Origin of the sequence: Algoriphagus marinus, assembly GCF_001936475.1 — a bacterium.
Taxonomy (GTDB): Bacteria; Bacteroidota; Bacteroidia; order Cytophagales; family Cyclobacteriaceae; genus Algoriphagus; species Algoriphagus marinus.
Genome location: NZ_MSPQ01000001.1, coordinates 424630 through 443912, shown reverse-complemented (window position 1 = coordinate 443912; position 19283 = coordinate 424630). Strand labels below are relative to the sequence as shown.

At 38.5% G+C, this 19283-nt stretch carries 13 protein-coding genes; 4 read left to right on the top strand and 9 right to left on the bottom strand.

The genetic code is table 11. The features are described 5' to 3' along the window. The first annotated feature begins 54 nt into the window (after positions 1-54). Positions 55-555, top strand: a complete 501-nt coding sequence (locus BVC88_RS01910; protein ID WP_075348949.1) for a DUF6702 family protein — start codon at positions 55-57, stop codon at positions 553-555. A gap of 95 nt (positions 556-650) precedes the next feature. Here the strand turns inward: BVC88_RS01910 and BVC88_RS01905 are convergent, their stop codons facing one another. The 3 genes from BVC88_RS01905 to BVC88_RS01895 all read right to left on the bottom strand — a co-directional run bounded on the left by BVC88_RS01905 (position 651) and on the right by BVC88_RS01895 (position 6517). Continuing rightward, complete coding sequence (locus tag BVC88_RS01905; protein WP_075348948.1) at positions 651-2192, bottom strand: RagB/SusD family nutrient uptake outer membrane protein; 1542 nt, start codon at positions 2190-2192, stop codon at positions 651-653. Positions 2193-2216: 24 nt separating this feature from the next. Next, a complete protein-coding gene (locus tag BVC88_RS01900) occupies positions 2217-5291 on the bottom strand; it encodes a SusC/RagA family TonB-linked outer membrane protein (RefSeq protein ID WP_075348947.1) in 3075 nt (1024 codons plus the stop codon). A gap of 671 nt (positions 5292-5962) precedes the next feature. After that, positions 5963-6517, bottom strand: coding sequence for a 2'-5' RNA ligase family protein (locus tag BVC88_RS01895; RefSeq protein WP_075348946.1), 555 nt, complete (start codon positions 6515-6517; stop codon positions 5963-5965). A 389-nt stretch (positions 6518-6906) separates the two neighbouring features. Between BVC88_RS01895 and BVC88_RS01890 the strand changes: the two genes are divergently transcribed. Then, positions 6907-7821 carry a universal stress protein gene (locus BVC88_RS01890; RefSeq protein ID WP_075348945.1) on the top strand — a complete coding sequence of 305 codons (915 nt, stop codon included), beginning with the start codon at positions 6907-6909 and terminating at the stop codon, positions 7819-7821. Here BVC88_RS01890 and BVC88_RS01885 read toward each other — a convergent pair. Together BVC88_RS01885 and BVC88_RS01880 are read right to left on the bottom strand one after the other, a co-directional pair. Then, complete coding sequence (locus BVC88_RS01885) at positions 7811-8773, bottom strand: class I SAM-dependent methyltransferase (protein ID WP_217694736.1); 963 nt, start codon at positions 8771-8773, stop codon at positions 7811-7813. The two genes, BVC88_RS01890 and BVC88_RS01885, sit on opposite strands and share 11 nt — an antisense overlap. Beyond that, complete coding sequence (locus BVC88_RS01880; protein ID WP_075348943.1) at positions 8739-10109, bottom strand: exopolysaccharide biosynthesis polyprenyl glycosylphosphotransferase; 1371 nt, start codon at positions 10107-10109, stop codon at positions 8739-8741. The genes BVC88_RS01885 and BVC88_RS01880 overlap by 35 nt, the downstream gene beginning before the upstream one ends. Before the next feature lie 161 nt (positions 10110-10270). Here BVC88_RS01880 and BVC88_RS01875 point away from each other — a divergent pair, with 161 nt between their 5' ends. Next, a complete protein-coding gene (locus BVC88_RS01875; protein WP_075348942.1) occupies positions 10271-10945 on the top strand; it encodes a methyltransferase domain-containing protein in 675 nt (224 codons plus the stop codon). Here the strand turns inward: BVC88_RS01875 and BVC88_RS01870 are convergent. From BVC88_RS01870 to BVC88_RS01855, 4 genes are all read right to left on the bottom strand, one after another. Continuing rightward, positions 10942-11730 (bottom strand): DUF3050 domain-containing protein, encoded by a 789-nt coding sequence (locus BVC88_RS01870; protein ID WP_075348941.1) that lies wholly within the window; start codon positions 11728-11730, stop codon positions 10942-10944. The two genes, BVC88_RS01875 and BVC88_RS01870, sit on opposite strands and share 4 nt — an antisense overlap. A 74-nt stretch (positions 11731-11804) precedes the next feature. Next, entirely contained in the window at positions 11805-13595 is a 1791-nt protein-coding gene (locus BVC88_RS01865; protein ID WP_075348940.1) for an ABC transporter ATP-binding protein, read from the bottom strand. A gap of 80 nt (positions 13596-13675) precedes the next feature. Then, complete coding sequence (gene solA, locus BVC88_RS01860; protein WP_245803571.1) at positions 13676-14812, bottom strand: N-methyl-L-tryptophan oxidase; 1137 nt, start codon at positions 14810-14812, stop codon at positions 13676-13678. Between the two features lie 66 nt (positions 14813-14878). Next, positions 14879-15475, bottom strand: coding sequence for a hypothetical protein (locus BVC88_RS01855; RefSeq protein ID WP_075348938.1), 597 nt, complete (start codon positions 15473-15475; stop codon positions 14879-14881). 178 nt (positions 15476-15653) lie between these two features. On the opposite strand from BVC88_RS01855, the gene BVC88_RS01850 reads away from it, so the two are divergent. Then, complete coding sequence (locus BVC88_RS01850; RefSeq protein ID WP_075348937.1) at positions 15654-19280, top strand: MFS transporter; 3627 nt, start codon at positions 15654-15656, stop codon at positions 19278-19280. The last annotated feature ends 3 nt before the right edge of the window (positions 19281-19283 follow it).

Below are 19283 nucleotides of genomic sequence, written 5' to 3'. Positions count from 1 at the left end.
AAATTGCGACAATAATACAGGATAAATACCAAAAAAGACAAGTTCTTACACCAAATGCAACATCTTTCCACTGCGCTGATTTACTTGGGATGGTTGGTTTCTTTCCACCCGTTTTTCATCAGTTTGACAGAAATCCGACAGAATCCCAATTCCAAAAATCTGGAAATTGCCCAAAAAATCTTTTGGGATGATTTGGAGGTTTCGCTTTCCGCTTATCACAAGGAGTCTTTCGATATTTTGAATCCCAGAGATGAAAAAAATCTTAATGACAAAATCGGTTCATACCTGAGTAACCATTTTGAGATTTGGGTGGATGGAAAAAAAGTGAAATTGAACTTCCTCGGCTTTGAAGTGGAAGAGGATGCGATTTGGGCTTATTTCGAATCCAGTCCTGTTTCTATTTCAAATCAAATAGAAATCAGAAACAGTATTTTACTTCAGGAAATTGAATCTCAGCAAAACATCGTTCACATGTATTTTCCGGGAAATTCCACTCCGCGGAGTTTGTTGCTGGGAAATGGGGAAGAAAAGGGAATTTTGAAAGCGGGGAAATAAATAAGCTTTCAGTCAAATTTAAGGATAAGCTAAAGCCAAAAAAACCCCACTCAATAAGTGGGGTTTTTGTATAATCAAACCTTACAAGAAAATTATTAATAGCCTGGATTCTGTTCTAATGGTGCAGAAGCGTTAGTAAGGATTTCCTCCAGAGGAAGAGGCCAAATAAATAAGTTACTGGTATACGCCAAGGAATGATCTGTAGGGATAGTTCCTGTACCAGTGTAGAAAGCGATTCCAGTAATAGATCTAGAAGTTGCCTTCGCCGGAATGCCTGGCATTCTTCCTTCACCTGATAATCTATGAATGTTAGGGAATCTTCTTCCTTCAGCAAGGAATTCGATTCTTGTTTCATTAATAATCGCAGTGATCAATTCGTCTGCATTGGCAAAGTCAGCAGAGGTGTAAGGAGCCACAGTTGCCGGCAATGCTCTATTTCTTACTGAATTAAGCAGATTTAATGAAGTTTCTAAATTATTTAATCTTGCATTAGCTTCTGCCGCAGCCAAGACCACTTCCGAGAATCTCATTACGATAGACTTATCAGAGAAAGTCACATTGTCCGTGTATTTGTTTGTAAATATTCCTAGTGGGCCTTGACTCACAAATCCATCTGACGCACCTCTCAGGCTTCTTCTCAAATCTTCTGGGTGCCAAAATTCAGCTCTCCAGATTAGTGGGCTTATTTTCACAAGACCTCTTGAACCCAAGTTCGGATTTCCGTACATGTTTGCCAATGCACCGTTTACACCAGGATTAGAAATAGCAGTATTTTCAAAAGAGAAAATGTTGTCTGTGCTTGTACCTCCTCTGAACGGAGCAAGAGGATTTGCAGTGACAGCATAGATTCCTTTTAGCTTTTCATATTCAGCTAATACACCATCCCAGTCTTCCATATGCAGCTTTACTCTCGCCTTCAAGCCGATGGCAGCTCCTTTTTGTGCTCTAAATGGATTAGTGCTGGTATTCAACAATCTCTCTGCCTCATCCAAATCAGCCAATAGTTGGGTATAAACCTGCTGTACAGTTCCTCGTCCTACAGCTTCGCCAGGACCTACCTTAGATACGTCATTTATGGCAAACGTTCTGTAAGGAATTCCTAAAGAAGATGGGTTATCAGAATAGGGTCTTGCGAAATAAATTACCAGTTCATGATGTGCAAGAGCTCTTAAATAAAGCGCCTCACCCATAAATTGATTCATCACCTCGGTAGTTATTGCCCCATTAGATTGTGCGATAGGCAAATTCTCGATAACAATATTCGCACGGTTGATCATTCTGTAAAGTGAGATCCACTGACCATTATTGTTCGCAGTCTGAGGATTCTGACCATTGATGTAGGTAATTTCATAGAACAACTGATCGTTGTACATGTCCTCACCTCTCATATCACCCTGCTGCACAGATGCAGCACCGAAAGGATAACCTCGCTGAACCGCTCCCAAGTAGAATCCACGCTGTGCAGATTCATAAATACCCAATACTGCAGCGTTCACTCTGTTGGCATCGGCAAAAGCTTCTGCATCTGGGATTATATTGGCAGGCTGCAAGTCTACCACATCACAGGAGGAAGTGATTCCAACCATCGCCAATATGGTAAACGCTGTCTTTATTTTATTTGAAATTAGTGTTTTCATGTTTTTAAATTTTAGGAGATTTGATTAAAATCCAACATTAAGACCCACTGACCAAGTACGAATGATTGGAGCGACATTCCAGTCCACACCGAAGTTCAGCTGACCACCAAATTGATTAGACTCAGGATCAATTCCAGAGTATTTTGTGAAAATCAATGGGTTCTGAACTTGTGCGAAGAATCTCGCTGATCTGATCCCACCATTAAATGCACTGTTAAGTGTAGCTGCTGGGATTCTATAGCCCAATGTGATATTTTGTACTCGTACAAAATCCCCTTTTTCGATGAATCGGCTGTTTGAAGCAGAGGTCTGCCAAGTGTTAGCATCTCTACCTGCATATAGTCGTGGAACGTCAGTTACCTGACCACTCTCAGTCCATCTGTTTAAGATTTCGCTATGGTTGTTTGAAAAACCAAGTCCCATTAGACCTCTTAAAGATTCATTCATGATGTAGTTTCCCCCAGAATATCTGATGAAAATTTCAGCATCAAAGTTCCCGTAGGTGAAATTATTTGACCAACCACCTTGGAATTTAGGAAGTGTATTTCCCAAAAAGAATTGAGTAGGAGCAGTTCCAGGAACAGTTACGTCAGAAGGATTAGCTGGATCAAATGCTCTCCAAGTTGCAGCGCCAACTAACTGAACAATGTTATCACCACTGTAGTACATCGCATTTCCATTAGCTGAATTCACTCCAGCCCACTTAAATCCATAAAGCTGGGCGATAGGACCGCCTACTTCAGTTCTATTATAAGTACTTGTCAAAGGCTGAACCAAGTTGGTCACTTCGTTTTGGATGAAGGTAAAGTTGAAGTCTGTATTCCAGGAGAAATTACCTTTGTTGATTACGTTAGCCGCTACTCTCAACTCTACTCCTTGGTTGTACATTTCCCCTACGTTTTTGCTGATCGTGTTACCAGGAATACCCAATGATGGAGCAGTTGGTGCATTTAATACAATACCATCTACATTGTTTTTGAAGTAATCAGCAGAGACTGTCACTTTTCCGATAGTCATATCCAAACCAAAGTTGAATTTTTTGGACGTCTCCCACTGCAAGGCGACGTTAGCCACGTTGGAGTATCCGATACCTGCACCTGCTGCTGCTTGTACTGGACCAAAACCACCCGCATAAGGGAAAGATCCTCCGGGTAGACTTACGTTACCTACTTCCGCATAAGACGCTCTTATTTTGAAATCAGAGATCAATTCAGAATTGAAGAATCCTTCGTCTGACACTCTCCATCCGATAGATCCACCTGGGAAAGTACCTCTTCTGTTTTCTTCAGCAAGCTGGGAAATACCGTCATTTCTTACTGCGAATGAAAGAAGGTATTTACCTTTGAAGCTGTAGTTGAATCTTGCAAAATAAGAATCAAAACCTTGCTCCTGAAAGCCTCCGGCAGAGAACTGGTTGTTATAGGAGTTAGAAATCAAGTTTCTAAATCTGAAAAACTCATCAGAAAAATCTGTTCCTGATGCAGAGAAATTATAGAAATTCGTATACTGATATTCTACGCCTGCAGTCACGTTGATATTGTGATCATCAGCCAAAACTGTCTGATAATTCAAGGTATTCTGCCAGTTCCATCTCAAAGCAGGATTAAATGCCTGAGTAACAGATCCATTTGAACTTCTACCGTCACCATGCTTAGGGCTAAGCGTGGTAAAATCATCTGCCATTGTCAAATCGATACCAATTTGAGATCTCGCCGTCAATCCGGTAGCGATGTCAAATTCTGCATAAGCATTACCTAAAATTCTGTGGTTTCGGCCTCTGTAATAGTTGTTTTCCAAGACATAGGCAATGTTAGGAATGTTGTTATCAGGACCGGCTAGGTTAGCTCCAAAACCAATTGTTGCTCCGTTTGCAGTGATGTTGTAGCCATCAAAAGCAGTATTCGTAGGATCGAAAATCGGCACATTTGGCAACGCACGGGTTGCATTATAGATCGCACCTGACAATGAGTTTGCACCATTATTCAATCCTGTGATTTCTGTAAACGCATAAGATAAGCTCGTGCCTATTCTCAATTTCTTGGAAATCGAGTGATCAATGTTTGCTCGGAAAGCATATCGCTTCAAATCATTACTTTTCACAACAGATTCCTGATCAGTAAAGCCGAGAGAGAAAAAGTATTTGGTGGCTTCAGATCCACCGCTAATCGATAGATTATGCTGCTGAGTAGTTCCAGTTCTTAATACTGCATCTTGCCAATTGGTATTTACACCAGGGTTGGCAAGGGGGGAAGCGTTGACATTTGCTCTTTTCTCATTGGCGATAGGTACCCACTCATCACCTGTCAAAAGATCAAATTGATTTACAGTTTCATTCAAACCCGTACTCATGCTGTAGTTTACCTGAGCCTTACCAGTTTGACCTCTTTTGGTCGTAATTAAAATTACACCATTAGCTGCTCTTGATCCATAGATAGCTGTTGCAGATCCATCTTTCAAGACTTCGTAGGACTGAATATCCGCAGGGTTGATGTTAGCCAGAGGGTTAGAGGCGACAGCTCCGGATCGGTCTGAGTCTACTACGGGCACACCGTCAATTACGATCAAAGGATCAGCTCCACCCGAAAGGGAGTTTACACCTCGGATACGGATAATGGGCCTAGAACCTAGAATACCGTTAGGTACAGTCACAGAAACACCTGCAGCTCTACCTGCCAATTGAGTATCAAAGGAAGGGGAAACCAAATTTTCGATTGACTCATTATTGATCGAAGTCACAGAACCTGTTATATCCCTTCGCTCTTGGGTACCGTAGCCAGTAACCACTACTTCATTCAATGTTCTCACATCTGGATCCATGGAAACGTTTATCACAGTTTTGTCTCCAACGGAAACTTCTTTTGTCAAGTAACCCACAAAACTAAATACTAATGTATTTGCGTCTTGAGGGATTTGAATAGAAAAACCTCCATCCAGATCTGTAATTGTTCCAAGTGTAGTTCCTTTCACCACCACACTGGCACCAGGCACCCCATTCGGCTCTTCCGAAGAGGTGACTTTACCCGTAATTGTTTTGCTCTGAGCCAGTACCGATACCGAAGTAAAGAGTAGTAGCACCAAGCCAAATAAAGCTTGTTTCATAGGTAAGTTATTTAGTTGATTTATTGATTTTAGCAAATATGAATGGAAAGAATGATTTGCGAAAATTCTAAAAAATAGGCTTTAGAGAGCCTAAACGTTATTTTATTTCGATTTTTAGAGTTTTTAAAAAATTAAAAATATTTAGGAAATTTCGTTGAACTAAAACAGAATATTAAAGATTTTTTTAACTAAAAAAGCAAATTAAATTTTATATTTTAGTTAAAAGATTAATTGAATACCTCTTTTAGTTTTAAAGGTCTATTTTTAACATTCTGTAATTATTGATTTTAAAAAATTTAATTTTGAAAATGGGCCTATCCTAAGACCAAAGTCACTATATTATTTTAATAGTTTCACCACTCTTTCAAAGCGATTCAAAATAAAATTTTACATTTTAGTTAAAAAGAAGTGTTAATAAATTCCTCATAATTATCATATTTTTTTTACTATCGGTGCAATCTTTAAATTTTTCAATCCCATTTGAGCTTTTATTAACAATCTCTCGATGTCTATTTTCTTTTGCTCTCAAAAAATGGAGGATAAATAAGAAGTCTTCATTTACTTTAAAATCTTATTAAAAAGTAAATGCGGGAATTGTCCCAATCCGATTCAGGTTAGAATAAGAGTCTGTAAACTCCATCCTTTTTAGGCATTATTGTAAAAATCTTTGTTCAGACTTTCTTCTCCAAATCAAACCAATTACCCACTTCCCAATGTCCATTTTTTCTTTTTAAAAGTGCCAATCGATCTGCCTGAAAACATAAATCAATGGAATGGGTCTCAACAATTTTAAGAACCTGATCAAAATCTCTATCCTTCACATCTTTGAAAGCGATAGTCATATGAGGGTGGAAATTCCGATCACTCAGTTCATCTACAAGATTCAATTCCCTTTTACAAAAAATCTTCAAGGACTCTTGTAACTCATACAACTTAGAGTCGGCTTCAATCCTCCAGAAAATCACTCTTCTCCCAAAAGTCCCAGTACCTTTCACTTGAAGTTTGAAGTTTTCTTTTCCGGACAAAAAGGTGCTGAGCTTTTCAATCAAAAAATCCTCCTTTGCCTCATTATAGCTGAAAGGCATTTTAAGTGTAATATGTGCGGGAGATTTCAGCGCATACTTGATATTCATCTGCTCTTTAAGCAAAAGCTTTAGCGAAGTGGCCGATTCCTGAATCTCTCCTGTAGGAACAATAGCCAAAAAATATTTCTGCATTACTTTCATATGTTTATATTTTGATTTTTAGCGGTCATATGGAATGCCTTGAATAATCCTTCCCCTGTGTGAGAACTTTTCTCACGGGCATTTCATGTGTTTATAATTTTATTTTCAATTGTCACATGGAATCTCGCCTTTCGATCCAGATAGCCATCGGGACATCCCACTGTGTGACGTTATCGTCATGCTCGATTTCATCTGATGTAATTGTATTTTATAAGGTTATCAGAAATCTTGCATAGACGGGGGGGGACTTCTGAGCCTTGTCTGCCTCAGGCAGGCTCTATTTCATCTCTCAAAATTACCTTATGAAGCGTTTCTAGCTTCAAAAACAAAAAAACTATTCGAATAACCCAATCAAACCCCTAAATTAAGGGTATAAACCGTAGATCATTATGAAATACTTTTCAAAGGCCATGATCGGCCTTGATTTAACAGAAATGGACGATATCCTAATTGAGAAGACCATTGTCTTTTTGAAATTTTTGGGAATAGATAAATGCTATTTCGTCCATGTAGCAAAAAACCTGGCTATTCCTCAAGAAATTCTTGACTCCCATCCAGAGCTATTGGCTCCAAGCGATGAGTCTATTGAGGCAATGATCACTGAAAAGTTGAAACACTTCAACTTCCCAGATCACATCGAAATTGAAGTATTCGCAGAAGAAGGCGAGAATCAACTGGAAACATTTCTTCGATGGGCAAGGATCAAAGACGTAGATCTAGTCATCATGGGAAGAAAAGAAACGCTGGAAGGAAGCGGATCCCTAGCAAAAGGAATAGCCAAAAAAGCCCCATGCTCTATCCTGATGCTTCAGGAAAAAAGACCTCCGGGACTTCCAAAAAAAATCATGGTACCGACAGATTTCTCAGACCATACTGAGTTGATATATAATTTCAGTGAGCGGATTTGCGATGATCTTCATGCAGAATTAGTACCTGTACATTTATATCAAGTTCCCCATGGTTATTCTAAAACCGGCAAGACTTTCGAGGAATTTTCTGAAATCATGAAAGAAAATGCAAATAAGGATTTTAAAAAGTTTCTCCATAAGAATAATCATCGGGATTTAGATTGTCATTTTGTGTTGAATGAAGGACATGACGAAGGGAAATTATTACTGGAAGAGGCACATAAAATCGGAGCTGACATGATTCTCCTTGGTTCAAGGGGACGCACCAAGTCTGCAGCCATACTTCTCGGCTCCGTTGCGGAAAAATTAGTGATGGTTAATAACGTGTTGCCTATGCTGATCTTCAAGAAAAAAGGAGAAACCGTCGGTTTCTTTGAAGCCCTCTTCAGGATTTGACCGGTTTAGTCAGATAAAAACATACCTGATCACCCTTGCCCTCCTGATTTAATCGGAGGGCTCTTTTTTTCATTTCTGCTAGTTCTTTTGAAGTAAACACCGATTTGGTGAGATCTGGATTTAAGGGATAGCCTTTTTCATAAAGCGCAGTTCCCCAAAATTGAAATTCAGTAGAATCAAAAACAACCTCATCTAGGCAAAAGCCGAGATTTTCGGCCAAAAACGAAAATCCTTTAACCGATGGAACTACCAAATGTCTTGGTGCATCAAGCTGAACCCACATTTCCCGCTTATCTTTCCAGACTTCTGCATCTGTTACTGGAGTTCTGATTAAAATCTTTCCTCCTGGATTCAATTTTTCAAAACACAATTCGAGAATCGCTTTTGGATCCGCCATATGCTCAAAGGCATGGTGCATCATGATCAAATCAAAGAAACCAACGGAATCTTCAAAGGATTTTTTCCAAAGGACCAGATTAGAATTAAGCTGCTTTATTTCAGGAATAAATGGATCAAATCCCTCGAGATTTTGATATCCTGAAGCATACATCTCATAGAGCAACTGGCCATTTCCGCAACCCAAATCAGCGATTCTACAGTTTCGTTTTGGGTTGATTTTCTTTAGCCAATACCCATAACTAGGAGCTATAAAATTGAATGGGAATTTTAAAAATAATTTTAACCGAAGTGTTTTTAACTGATTCTTCAGATTGGAAGATTCTACCAGAGGAGCCTGAGAATAATAGCTATCAACTGGATAGTAATCAGATAAACTTTCAGGAATATCGATTAGCTGAATGGACTTACAGGACTGACATTCGAGGTATGTAAACTCACCTGGCATTTGAAGCATTCGCTCTTTTGCCTGAATAATCAAAAACTCTTCTCTTCCACAAAATTTACAAGCTGGATTCAAATCAATAGGCATTCTCACGGTTAAACAAAAGCTCATGCACTGTTTTTACCATGATCCCTAAGTCCAATAAAAATGTCCAGTTATTGATATAAAAAGCATCGAGTTTTACTCTGGATTTGATTTGATGGGGATTTTCAATTTCTCCACGGAACCCTCTAATTTGAGCCAAGCCTGTAATTCCGGGTCTGATTTTATGTCGGGAATTGTAGCGATGAATCTGAGTTTTAAATGTCTGATTCATAGGAACCGTATGTGGTCTAGGTCCGACAATTGACATATCTCCCAGAAAAACATTAATAAACTGTGGCATTTCATCCAGAGAAGTATTTCGAAGAAAAGCCCCAATTTTTGTGACTCTTGGGTCATTTTTAACCGCCTGCTTGGTGTCACCATAGTCATTGGGTGTCATCGATCGAAACTTAAGGCAATTGAAGACATTGTTATTGATTCCATTTCGCTTTTGGATAAAAAATACCGATCCACGCGATTCGAATTTAATTAATAGCCCAACCAACGGAATCAGCCAGGAAAGAATAAAAACAATCACCAAAGCGGAAAAAACAATATCGAAACTACGCTTTGCAAGTCCGTTTAAGGTGTTATCTAAGGGGATGTCATTGACATTAATAACAAAAAGATCACCATATCTAGAAAAAGAAAGATTCTTCTCCAACTGAAGACTTCCTCCTGGGATCATCTTTACTTTGATGTAATTTTCGTCAGCAAAATCGATTATTTTTTTCACCAGGGGCTCATCCAATTTTTCATGGATATAGATCAAATCCAAATCGAGATCATGAGCTTGATCAAAGAAGGAATCTACCCCACCTCTAGTAAGGCTACAATCCGCCTGGTTATCAAAATATCCAAGAAAATTGATCCCAAATTCTTTTCTTATCCGAAATACATCGGCCAATTTAGGACTTGTACCCCCTTTACCAATAATAACTGCATTTCGATAGTTATTACCCTGAACTCGGTATTGTCTAAGGACCATATGAAGACCGACCCTAAAGGAACCCATTAAAATAAGCATCCCAGAAGTCAATCCTATGATGGAGATCAATTGCAAGTTAGGTGTACGAAGAGGTAACCAGAGTACTGTGGCAGCACCAATAAACCAAACCAGAGTTCCTAATAAGCGCTTGAGCGTATATTCAAATTCATCTGTACGCCCAATTTTATAATCTTTACGAAGACTTGAGATTAATATCCAAAGCAATGAAAGTGGAAATAATGAGCTTATTGTGGTGCTTTGAAGATATCCGAAATAGTTTAGTGCAACCAAACAAATGATCAAAGCTATGAGCGAAGCGAAAAAATCACTGAGAGTGAAAACCCAAGGAAAATACTTATCAAATCTTCTCTTCATAAAAATGACACTCTAAAAAAAGCCTGATTATCTTTCAAAAACCGAAATAGTTTAGTTAGATATGCAATGAGATTCATTTAACGGCTAAAATTAAGAAAAGAATCATCAAGGCTGATTACTTTTGGGATTATTTATTAGCAATACAGCCCTAAGGGCACATCATGAGTTTTATTTCAGATTTATTTGCCTCCTCAGATCATCCAAATTCAATCGGGGCCAAATTTCGCTCCAAAAGACAGAAAGACTTTGAGGTGTTTTTCTATAAAGTATTTTCAAAAAATAAGCCATTTCGGATTTTAGATCTTGGTGGGACTGCTTATTTCTGGAAAAACAGCTCAATACCTGACCTTCCAAATGTTACGATTACACTTTTGAATCTATATCAAGAAGCTAGCGAACATCCAAATATCATCGGGGTCAAAGGGGATGCCACTGATATGCCTAATTATGAGTCAGGTTCATTTGATCTGGTATTTTCAAATTCTGTGATTGAGCACCTATACACAATTGAAAATCAGAAAAAGATGGCTAAGGAGATTATGCGCGTGGGGAAATACTTTTTCATACAGACACCGAATAAATATTTCCCGATAGAAGCACACTACGCCCTTCCTTTTGCTCAATTTTACCCAAAAAGTTTTACTTATTTTCTTTTGACCAAAACAAAGCTTAGTCGCTTACAAAGCTGGAAACCGGAGGATGCAAAACAGTATTTGGAGGAGATCAGACTACTCGATGAAAAGGGAATGCTTGATTTGTTTCCAAAAGCATCGATTTACCGAGAAAAGATTCTGGGCCTAGTCAAATCGATTTCGGCCCATAATCTTAGATACTAGGCGATAGCAAATTCTTTGTTTTTCAATAATTCTGAGTGGATTCCATCCCAAAGGATACGTCTTGCTTGAAGAGCTTCTCTGGCCGCATTTTCAGCTTCCTTAATTTTGACAGGATCGTTGCCGGTGAGCAACTCCACCATCTTCAAGGCTAAGGGACCGTGCTCATCAGTGTCTAGATGGATATGCCGCTCAAAATAATAGGAGAGCATTACCAATTCCTCTGGTTTATTTTGAATCAACTCATTCACAAGCTTTTGAAACATATCCGGGATAAGCTCCTCTCTGCCCAATGTGAAGGAGGCAGCTATCTCATGAGATTTGCCGAGCATCGCCATTTTATAGTTGCATTCCAAAAACTGCTTCACAAAATTTGGAGCTTTTATGACTTCTACAGCCTCCAAAAAACTGGATCCTGATTTTAATTCCCTAATTAGTTGATCGATTTTTTCAGTGGACGCACCTGCTTCTTTCATAGCCAGGAGGTAAAGCTCAAAGTGGCTGCAATATCCACCGTTTGGATGTTCGTCTGTTTCTTCAGCCAAGACTATATCATTGATCAATCGTGCGACCATAGGATTTGCTGCCGGAATCCAAGGCAGGGTAGTTCTGGTAAGATTGATTTGGAGTGCTTTGAGCAAGCTCATAAAGTCCCAAACTGCATAAACATGATATTCCATGAATAGGGTGAAGTCATGAATATCTCTCAACTCGCTGTAAAGAGGATGGCCCAACAATAAATCCCGTTCGGGAGTAACTGCCGAAACCAATTGATTAATTGAATTCATTTTTCTTTTAATAAGGGTGAATAAGCTTAGTAAAAAATGAAACTTAAAAAAGACGATTTTGTGTTCGAGAAATTCTAGTTTTCTGCAAATTGTAGCCGAACAAGATTACTGTAGAAGCCATTTTCCCTTGCAAGCAATTCGGAATGACTTCCTTCTTCAACAATTTGTCCATCACTCAGCGCATAGATACGGTCTACTTTGCGTATCGTCGCCAATCGATGCGCTATGATAATGGTCGTTCTACCCTTCATCAGTTCATCTAATGCCTCTTGTACCAAAGACTCCGATTCTGCATCTAACGAAGAAGTAGCTTCATCCAACACCAAAATGGAAGGATCTTTCAAAATAGCTCTGGCAATGGCGATTCGTTGGCGTTGACCGCCAGATAGTTTTACACCTCTTTCACCGACTAGGGTATTCATCCCCTCCGGAAATTTTGAGATAAACTGCCATGCGTTTGCTTTTTTCGCAGCTTGTATCAATTCCTCCTCACTGGCATTTGGTTTAGCATAGCTTATATTCTCTCGTATTGAACCTCCAAAAAGTAAAACCTCCTGCGGTACGATCCCAATATGAGATCGAAGACTATTTAAGTCCCAACTGGAAAGCGGCTGGTCGTCGACCAATATTTCTCCTTTTTGCGGCTCATAGAATCGGAGCAACAATTGGATTATTGTCGATTTCCCGGCTCCCGAATGACCTGCTAATGCGACTTTTTCACCCGGACTTACGTGAAAGGATAAAGACTTTAGCACTTCTACTTCAGGTCTGGTTGGATAGTAAAAACCAATTTTTTCAAATGTAATTTTCCCGGTGAAACTTCCTTTTTTGACCCCGGAAGATTGTTCTTCCTTTTCATCCAGAATTTCTAAAACACGCTCAGATGAACCTATGGCTTTTTGTACTTGTCCATATATATCACCTAGCCCTGCAATCGAACCACCTATAAATGTGGTATAGAGTACAAATGAAACCAATTCCCCTACGCTCATTTCGCCAGAACTCACCAAACTTGCCCCGTACCACATTACTGCCACAATACCTCCGAATAAGGCAAAAATGATAAAAGAAATAAATGCTCCCCTGTATTTTGCTGCCTTTAATGCAACAGTAACGACTCTATTCAAACCCGATTGGTACCGGTTCGATTCATATGCTTCTCCGACGAAGGATTTGACTGTGCTGATAGACTGGAGCGTTTCCTCCACAATTACATTAGCGCCAGCCAATTCATCTTGGGTAGTTTTGGAAAGTCTTCGTATAAATCTTCCAAATACCATCGCAATGATAACTAGCACCGGAAATGTGGCCAACATAAACAAGGTCAGTTTTGGGGTGGTCACCATCAGAAAAATCACCCCTGCAATCAAGGTCACAATCTGACGGAAAAGCTCTGCTAAAGTCACCGAAAAAGTATCTTGAAGCATACTTACATCAGCCGTGATCCTACTGATCAGTTCACCGGTCCTTCGCTCATCAAAGAATGTCATTGGAAGGCGGATCAACCTGGAATACAAAGCATGTCGAATATCTCGCATTGATTTTTCTGAAACCAGGGAAAAAAGCCAAACTCTGAAAAATGAAAAAATACTTTGAACTGCCAGAATACCCACTAAAATCAAGGCGATCGAGTTGATATCTGTCACAAACCAATCCTCTCCCTGTGCGGTATCAATAAGTTTTCCGGCTACGAATGGAAAGGTCAATAAAGTCAGGGAAGATAAAAGCAAAAAAACCATCCCCAGAAAAAACGATGCCCTATAAGGCATCAAAAAGCTGAAAATACCCCCAAGTTTACTCAAATTCTGCTTCGTCAACTTCCTCTTTTCATGCTCTTCTAAAGCAGTTCCTCTCTTCTTAGCCATGCGCGAATTTTATATTTTGGTCACAAAAGTACCACTTTTTGCAAGTATATGTCTTTCAAAAAAGTAAAGTTGAAAGCGAATTAACTTTCCAAAGTGACAGTAAGGTCCTCCCCAAATAACTTCTCAACAAGATGCTCACCCAAGGCAGCAGAATGCTTAAACCCATGACCCGAACAAGCTGAAGCCATCAGAACATCATCAAAACCCTCTAAAAAATCCACTTTGAACCTGGCATCCTGTGTTACGGTATAAAAGCACACTTCGGATTTTCGAAAATTACCTGAAAATCCAAGTACCCTTCCCTGCACTTTATTCTCCCAAAAGTCGAGCTGCTCCTCCTTTGTTACCGTTCGGTTGAGTAGATCTGGATGTCCACTGTCTACAAAAGACTCGCTCGCCATTTTTACTGTTGCTCCATCTAACGAAGGAAATCCATATAGGAAATCTTCCGGCTGAGAGCCATATCCCCACATGAAGACCGGTGAATCTTTCCATTGATCCGCTTCCTTTTCAAACTCCAGCCAATGGAGAACTTGACGGCAGATTTTGAAATTATCGGAGACTTCTTTCGGTAAAAAATCCTTGATCCATCCACCAGCTGTTAGAATTACTTTTCCGACTTCTATTTTACTTTCCCCTAAATCCAGATTAATACCAGTCGGTGATTTTTGGATCGATTTTACTTTTGTGTTAGGTAAAATTGTAGCTCCATTTTCTTTTGCTAGCTCTATTTGCGTGGCAATGGCCAATTCTGGAAGTAGATATCCTGCCGATTTTTCCAAATAAGCTTTGGAGGTTTTCTCCACAAGAAACTGAGGAAATCTAGCTTTTAGGGTTTTAGAATCGGCAAGTTCATGACCGATATTGAAATCTCTAGCATATGCAATGGTCTGATCCAAAAAGCTCTTGGTACCATGCTTTCCCCAGGCATGAATCCCAGAATCCAGCAGAATCCCACCTGTTGGATGATAAATTTGCTTTCCACTTCTAGCAAAAATCTCCTCCCAAATCTGATGAGAACGCATCACTAAAGCAACATAGTCACGTCCTTCTCCTACTGCCAATCTTGTGATTCTGGTTTCCCCATGCGAAGATCCATATTGATGTGGGGGATTAAATTGATCAATTCCCAAAACTGAAAAACCTCTCTTGGATAACTGGTAGAGTGCAGCAGAACCTACAGCCCCAAGACCAATCACTGCCAGGTCATATTTCATAGACATATGTTTAATTACGGCAATTCAATGGGGCAATTTTAAAAAATCAGTTAAGAAAGATCTTTCCTATTTTCCCATTTGGGCATCTATCAACTCGCGTTTAAGTTTTCGCTCACGCTCAAGTGTGTTTTTTCTGTGATTGTCAAATTCTTCCTGAACTTCTACCAAGTCTCGCTGAGCCTTTCTGATTTTCTTAAAACTTTTCATGTATTGAAAAGAGAAAAAGGTCAATGCAGCTGCAAGAATTCCAACTAAAATCCACATCATGGAAGAGTAAACGGCTTTATGAATTCCTATCCCCAAAAAAGTAAAATTGTCTTTTGCATCTATTGCAACTTGCTTTTCCGATTCTGAAACTTCCAGAAGAGCATTAAGGCTTGCAATCGAATCGTTTTTCCCTTGCATCAGTATTTTTTGAGAAGCTACTTCACCTCTCATTGTTTTCATCGAATCCAGAATATTGGATTTCAAGAGGTCTAGGTTAGTCTTTTTAACAACTTTATACTCTTGAAAATTATTTGAAGTATTGTAGATATAATCAAATTGACTGTCTATTGTGCCAGATTTGAGTGAATTCCCCTCTTCAGAAGTCTGGGAAATCGCAACTTGAAAGATTGAAAAAGTAAATAAAACGGAAAGAATTAGACGGAGATTTTTTATCATAAGATGAATTTTTTCACTGATTTTGCCAACTGCTGGTCAACCAATAAACATGCCTTTGAATCAAAAATAGAAGTTTTTTTTAATCTTAGCCCAAAGAAAAAAAATATTTTTTATCGCTATATCTTGATTTTCAATGGATTATAAGGTAAGTTAAAGAATACTTTTAATATATTTTTTGATGAAACTTAAAACACTAAAGATTTGGCTTTTCCTTCTTCCTATTGTCGGCATCTTAGGAATTGTGCTCTATGTGCAGTCAACTAAAAATCAAGAGGAACTTGAAGCGCAAAATATTAGGAGTATTTCTGCAATAGAAGAAGACATAAAGAGAGCACTTCCTGATTTTTATTCTCGAGTAGAAGCTTATTTCATTCGAAAAGGATATGCCGAATTTGCAACTGACTCAACAATCAAAAAGGAGTCAAAAAAAATCGCCAGTAGAATCAATTTTCAACTTGAATACCAAAACGCTCGAATTGCTGATACAGATAATGTGAATGAGGGAAGTTTGGAACTTCGAAGGAATCAGCTCTTTAAAAAAAATCTGATCATCAAGCTACCTGATGTGGGTAATGAGAATTGGGAAATCTCCCAACCAAACGATCTAAAAATCAACACTACTAAGGGTGATTTAATGAGTAGTGTGCTAGTGTTAGACTTACATATTGATATCGGAGATCTGTTACGCAAGCAGGAAAACAATAAAATCTTCGAAAGATTTCTGATTACAGATGATAAAGGTGTCGGGATTTATCCAGACTATTTTGAAGGGTTGCAGATATTTCATCCCAAACAAAGTCGATTTGACAGTCTGGGAAATACGATTTCAGGAGTTTCGGTTGAAAAGCTGATTTTTTCAAATGAATTAAACAGATCCTATATCTCCCCCCTTCCACTCGAAAATCTAAATCTCTATGTAATCGGAATGGTGAAGGAATCCAACTTTGAACGAGTCGGACTTCGAATCAATTTCGATTTAATTTCTGCACTGCTTCTTTTCCTTTTTTTATTGATCGCATCGATTCCCCTTCTTGGGATTATAAACCTCAGCAAGGGTGACAATCTCACTCAAAATAAAGTGATACAATCAGGAATCTCACTGATGGGACTTTTTTTAGTAATTGGTTTTGCTGTTTCGAGTTTCAAAAACAAACCCGAATCGATCGATAAAAAGACTTATGACTTAGCAGATCAAATTATAGAAAGCATCTATGCCTCTTTAAAGACCAAGAGTGATTATTTGGACACTTGGAGTAAGAATAAAGATTTTAAACCTCAAAGGTCGACTTTCAATGAACTGATCGGATTTAATGAAGCTGGCTTTGCAGACTTACTCTATTATGATGATGGAAAGCGGGGAAATGGTCTTGTCAATTATTCTGGTAATAAATCCGCAATTGACTTATCAGATCGAAGGTATTTTCGGTATTTCGTAGACAGTGATAAACCTGAAAAAAACTACATACAATCACACCACAGTAGGGGATCTGGAAAGCTTGAAACAGTAATTTCCAAGAATTTGGACAGTCTGGATCATCTTAATATAAAAGCTATCACATTTAACCTCGAAGTCGACAAATCAGACAGGATTAATGGAGAAGCGGAATCAGATCTTGCTTTAGAAAACCGGTTTTTGATTTTCAAAAAAAGTGGAGGAGTGATCTATTCCAGCAAGAAGATCGCTTCTCCGATAAGTAATATTCAAGAGGGCCTGAGCAATGATAAATGGAAAGAAATCTCCTCAATCATCAACAATAATGAAAAAGGGGAAAGTACGGAACTCGAGGTCCCAATCTATCTTAACGGAAATCAATATGTAGCCCTTCTTCGGCGCGTAGATAGTCAAGAATCTGGCAAACTTCAATTTGACGAACCTCTGTGGCTTATGTTTCTAGTCAATCAGAATATCACCAATGTATTTACCTCATTGGTGTCCTTTGAGGCGGTAAGCTTAATGGGGATTTACTTTTTGTTTTTGATTTTTTCTCTTGGACTTCAGTTAATTACAAGAGATTCTACAGATGAGCTTGGGTTCAAATCCTTCATCTATGAAGGTATCAAACCGGTTTCTGACAATCTCAATCGTCTACAATTTCTAAGTATCGTATACCTATTGGTTTTTTCGGGTCTTATGTTGCTTTATAAATATGCGAGCATCAATCACATCGAGTTTTTGTGTATTGTAATTTTTGGATCTACTCTGATTTCCCTGATCAATCTTACAACACAAATAGATAGTTCAAAATGGAAAAGTCCCAAAACGCTTTCTCTTTCTTTCTATAGCACCCTTGGATTTACAATTCTGCTTTTCCTTCTGATGAATAGTATCTTCAATTGGTCTATATTTTGGTACTTTTTAGGGGCAACAATAATCGCATTATCTGTTTGTTTACTTTGGTTTTTTTGGCAGCACAAGCAGAATTTGATCTTCAAAAAAATCAAATCTCAAAGAGTCTTGACTTTCTACCTTTTGGCATGGTTCCTAGTGATTGGGTTTTTACCTGGTTTTATGATTCACTCCAAAACATATGATTTTGAAAAGAGAATTTGGGATAAAGAAGAAATACCAGCCGCTCAGGTGGCCCAAGGAAAGGAAATAAGCAAAGAATCGTTTTTCAAATACGAAAGTGCCCGAAGGTCAATGATGTTTGTACTCAGTGACCCATTTGACCAACGACTAATTGATTTCATCACTCCAAATCAAAAGATGCTTCGAAGTCATTTGGCAGGCCAAAGTGAGGATGTTTCCGGTGGTTATGTGATTGGGATTTTTATATTTCTTGTAATCCTGGCCATGTTAATTCACTGGGTACAGACGAAAATATTTTTTGAACTTAAGGGTGACTGGAATACTCAAAATAACATAGACCTGGATAAAAAACTCCTTTTTCTTTGCTCCACTAACTCGGAAAATTTCGATGAAGTCCTTGATGAAAAATTTAAAGAGGAAAATGTCTATCCAGAATTACTAATGGAATTTGATATGCTCCAAGGAGCGGAGGATCTGTCAAATGTGGAAATAGATCCTGATGTTTCCATTATTCATATTAAAAATTTCCACTGTCTGAATAACCCATTAGAGATTATTAAAATTATTTATTCTTTACAAAAGCAGCATGAATCAATAGAAACCATCATTGTCAGTTCCGGAAAATCATGGAAAGATACAGCTAATACCATTTCCGATATCAAGGATAAAATGCGCTTTTCAGAGTTCTTTTCAGATTATCACTTCGTCCTTCTTCCACTGAAAACCAGTTCCAAAAAAGCATTTGCAGAACAAGACATTATTTATCCCAAAGATTACAATGATCTGATGATCAAGCAGCGATCCAGAAAAGCGTACCTCTATAATCTTTGGACGGAGCTGAATTTCGATGAAAAAATAGCTTGTTATTCCTTTGCACAGGAAGGCTTTTTTAATATCGCAAGGAAAGACGTCCTCATCGAACTTGCCCAAAAGGGAATCATTGTTCCAGTCGAAAACTTTTCAAATGTCAGAGGTGACTGGTCAGATTGGGAGCTATTTAGTGCAGTTTTTAGAAAATATATTCTGGACAATTCTACAGATGAAGAAATCAAAAGCTTCCAAAATTTTGAAAAAGTAAATGGAAATGCAACCACGATTCAAGTGTCTGCTATCAGCTTTGTCTTGATCTGTTTTGCATTGATAGGTATTTTTGACAAAAACTTTTTCAACGAAGCCTATGCATATGCCACAGGAAGTCTTGGCATTTTAGGAACACTTTATTCAGTAATTAATCGAGGACTTTCTACCTTTAAATTGGGAAAAGCAGAATCCTGATTT

Coding starts and splice junctions, on each gene's coding strand:
- BVC88_RS01900 (WP_075348947.1), bottom strand. CDS start 5,291: ATGAAACAAGCTTTATTTGGCTTGGTGCTACTACTCTTTACTTCGGTA.
- BVC88_RS01855 (WP_075348938.1), bottom strand. CDS start 15,475: ATGATAAAAAATCTCCGTCTAATTCTTTCCGTTTTATTTACTTTTTCA.
- BVC88_RS01885 (WP_217694736.1), bottom strand. CDS start 8,773: ATGAGCTTTTGTTTAACCGTGAGAATGCCTATTGATTTGAATCCAGCT.
- BVC88_RS01890 (WP_075348945.1), top strand. CDS start 6,907: ATGAAATACTTTTCAAAGGCCATGATCGGCCTTGATTTAACAGAAATG.
- BVC88_RS01870 (WP_075348941.1), bottom strand. CDS start 11,730: ATGAATTCAATTAATCAATTGGTTTCGGCAGTTACTCCCGAACGGGAT.
- BVC88_RS01905 (WP_075348948.1), bottom strand. CDS start 2,192: ATGAAAACACTAATTTCAAATAAAATAAAGACAGCGTTTACCATATTG.
- BVC88_RS01880 (WP_075348943.1), bottom strand. CDS start 10,109: ATGAAGAGAAGATTTGATAAGTATTTTCCTTGGGTTTTCACTCTCAGT.
- BVC88_RS01895 (WP_075348946.1), bottom strand. CDS start 6,517: ATGAAAGTAATGCAGAAATATTTTTTGGCTATTGTTCCTACAGGAGAG.
- BVC88_RS01875 (WP_075348942.1), top strand. CDS start 10,271: ATGAGTTTTATTTCAGATTTATTTGCCTCCTCAGATCATCCAAATTCA.
- BVC88_RS01850 (WP_075348937.1), top strand. CDS start 15,654: ATGAAACTTAAAACACTAAAGATTTGGCTTTTCCTTCTTCCTATTGTC.
- BVC88_RS01910 (WP_075348949.1), top strand. CDS start 55: ATGCAACATCTTTCCACTGCGCTGATTTACTTGGGATGGTTGGTTTCT.
- BVC88_RS01865 (WP_075348940.1), bottom strand. CDS start 13,595: ATGGCTAAGAAGAGAGGAACTGCTTTAGAAGAGCATGAAAAGAGGAAG.
- solA (WP_245803571.1), bottom strand. CDS start 14,812: ATGAAATATGACCTGGCAGTGATTGGTCTTGGGGCTGTAGGTTCTGCT.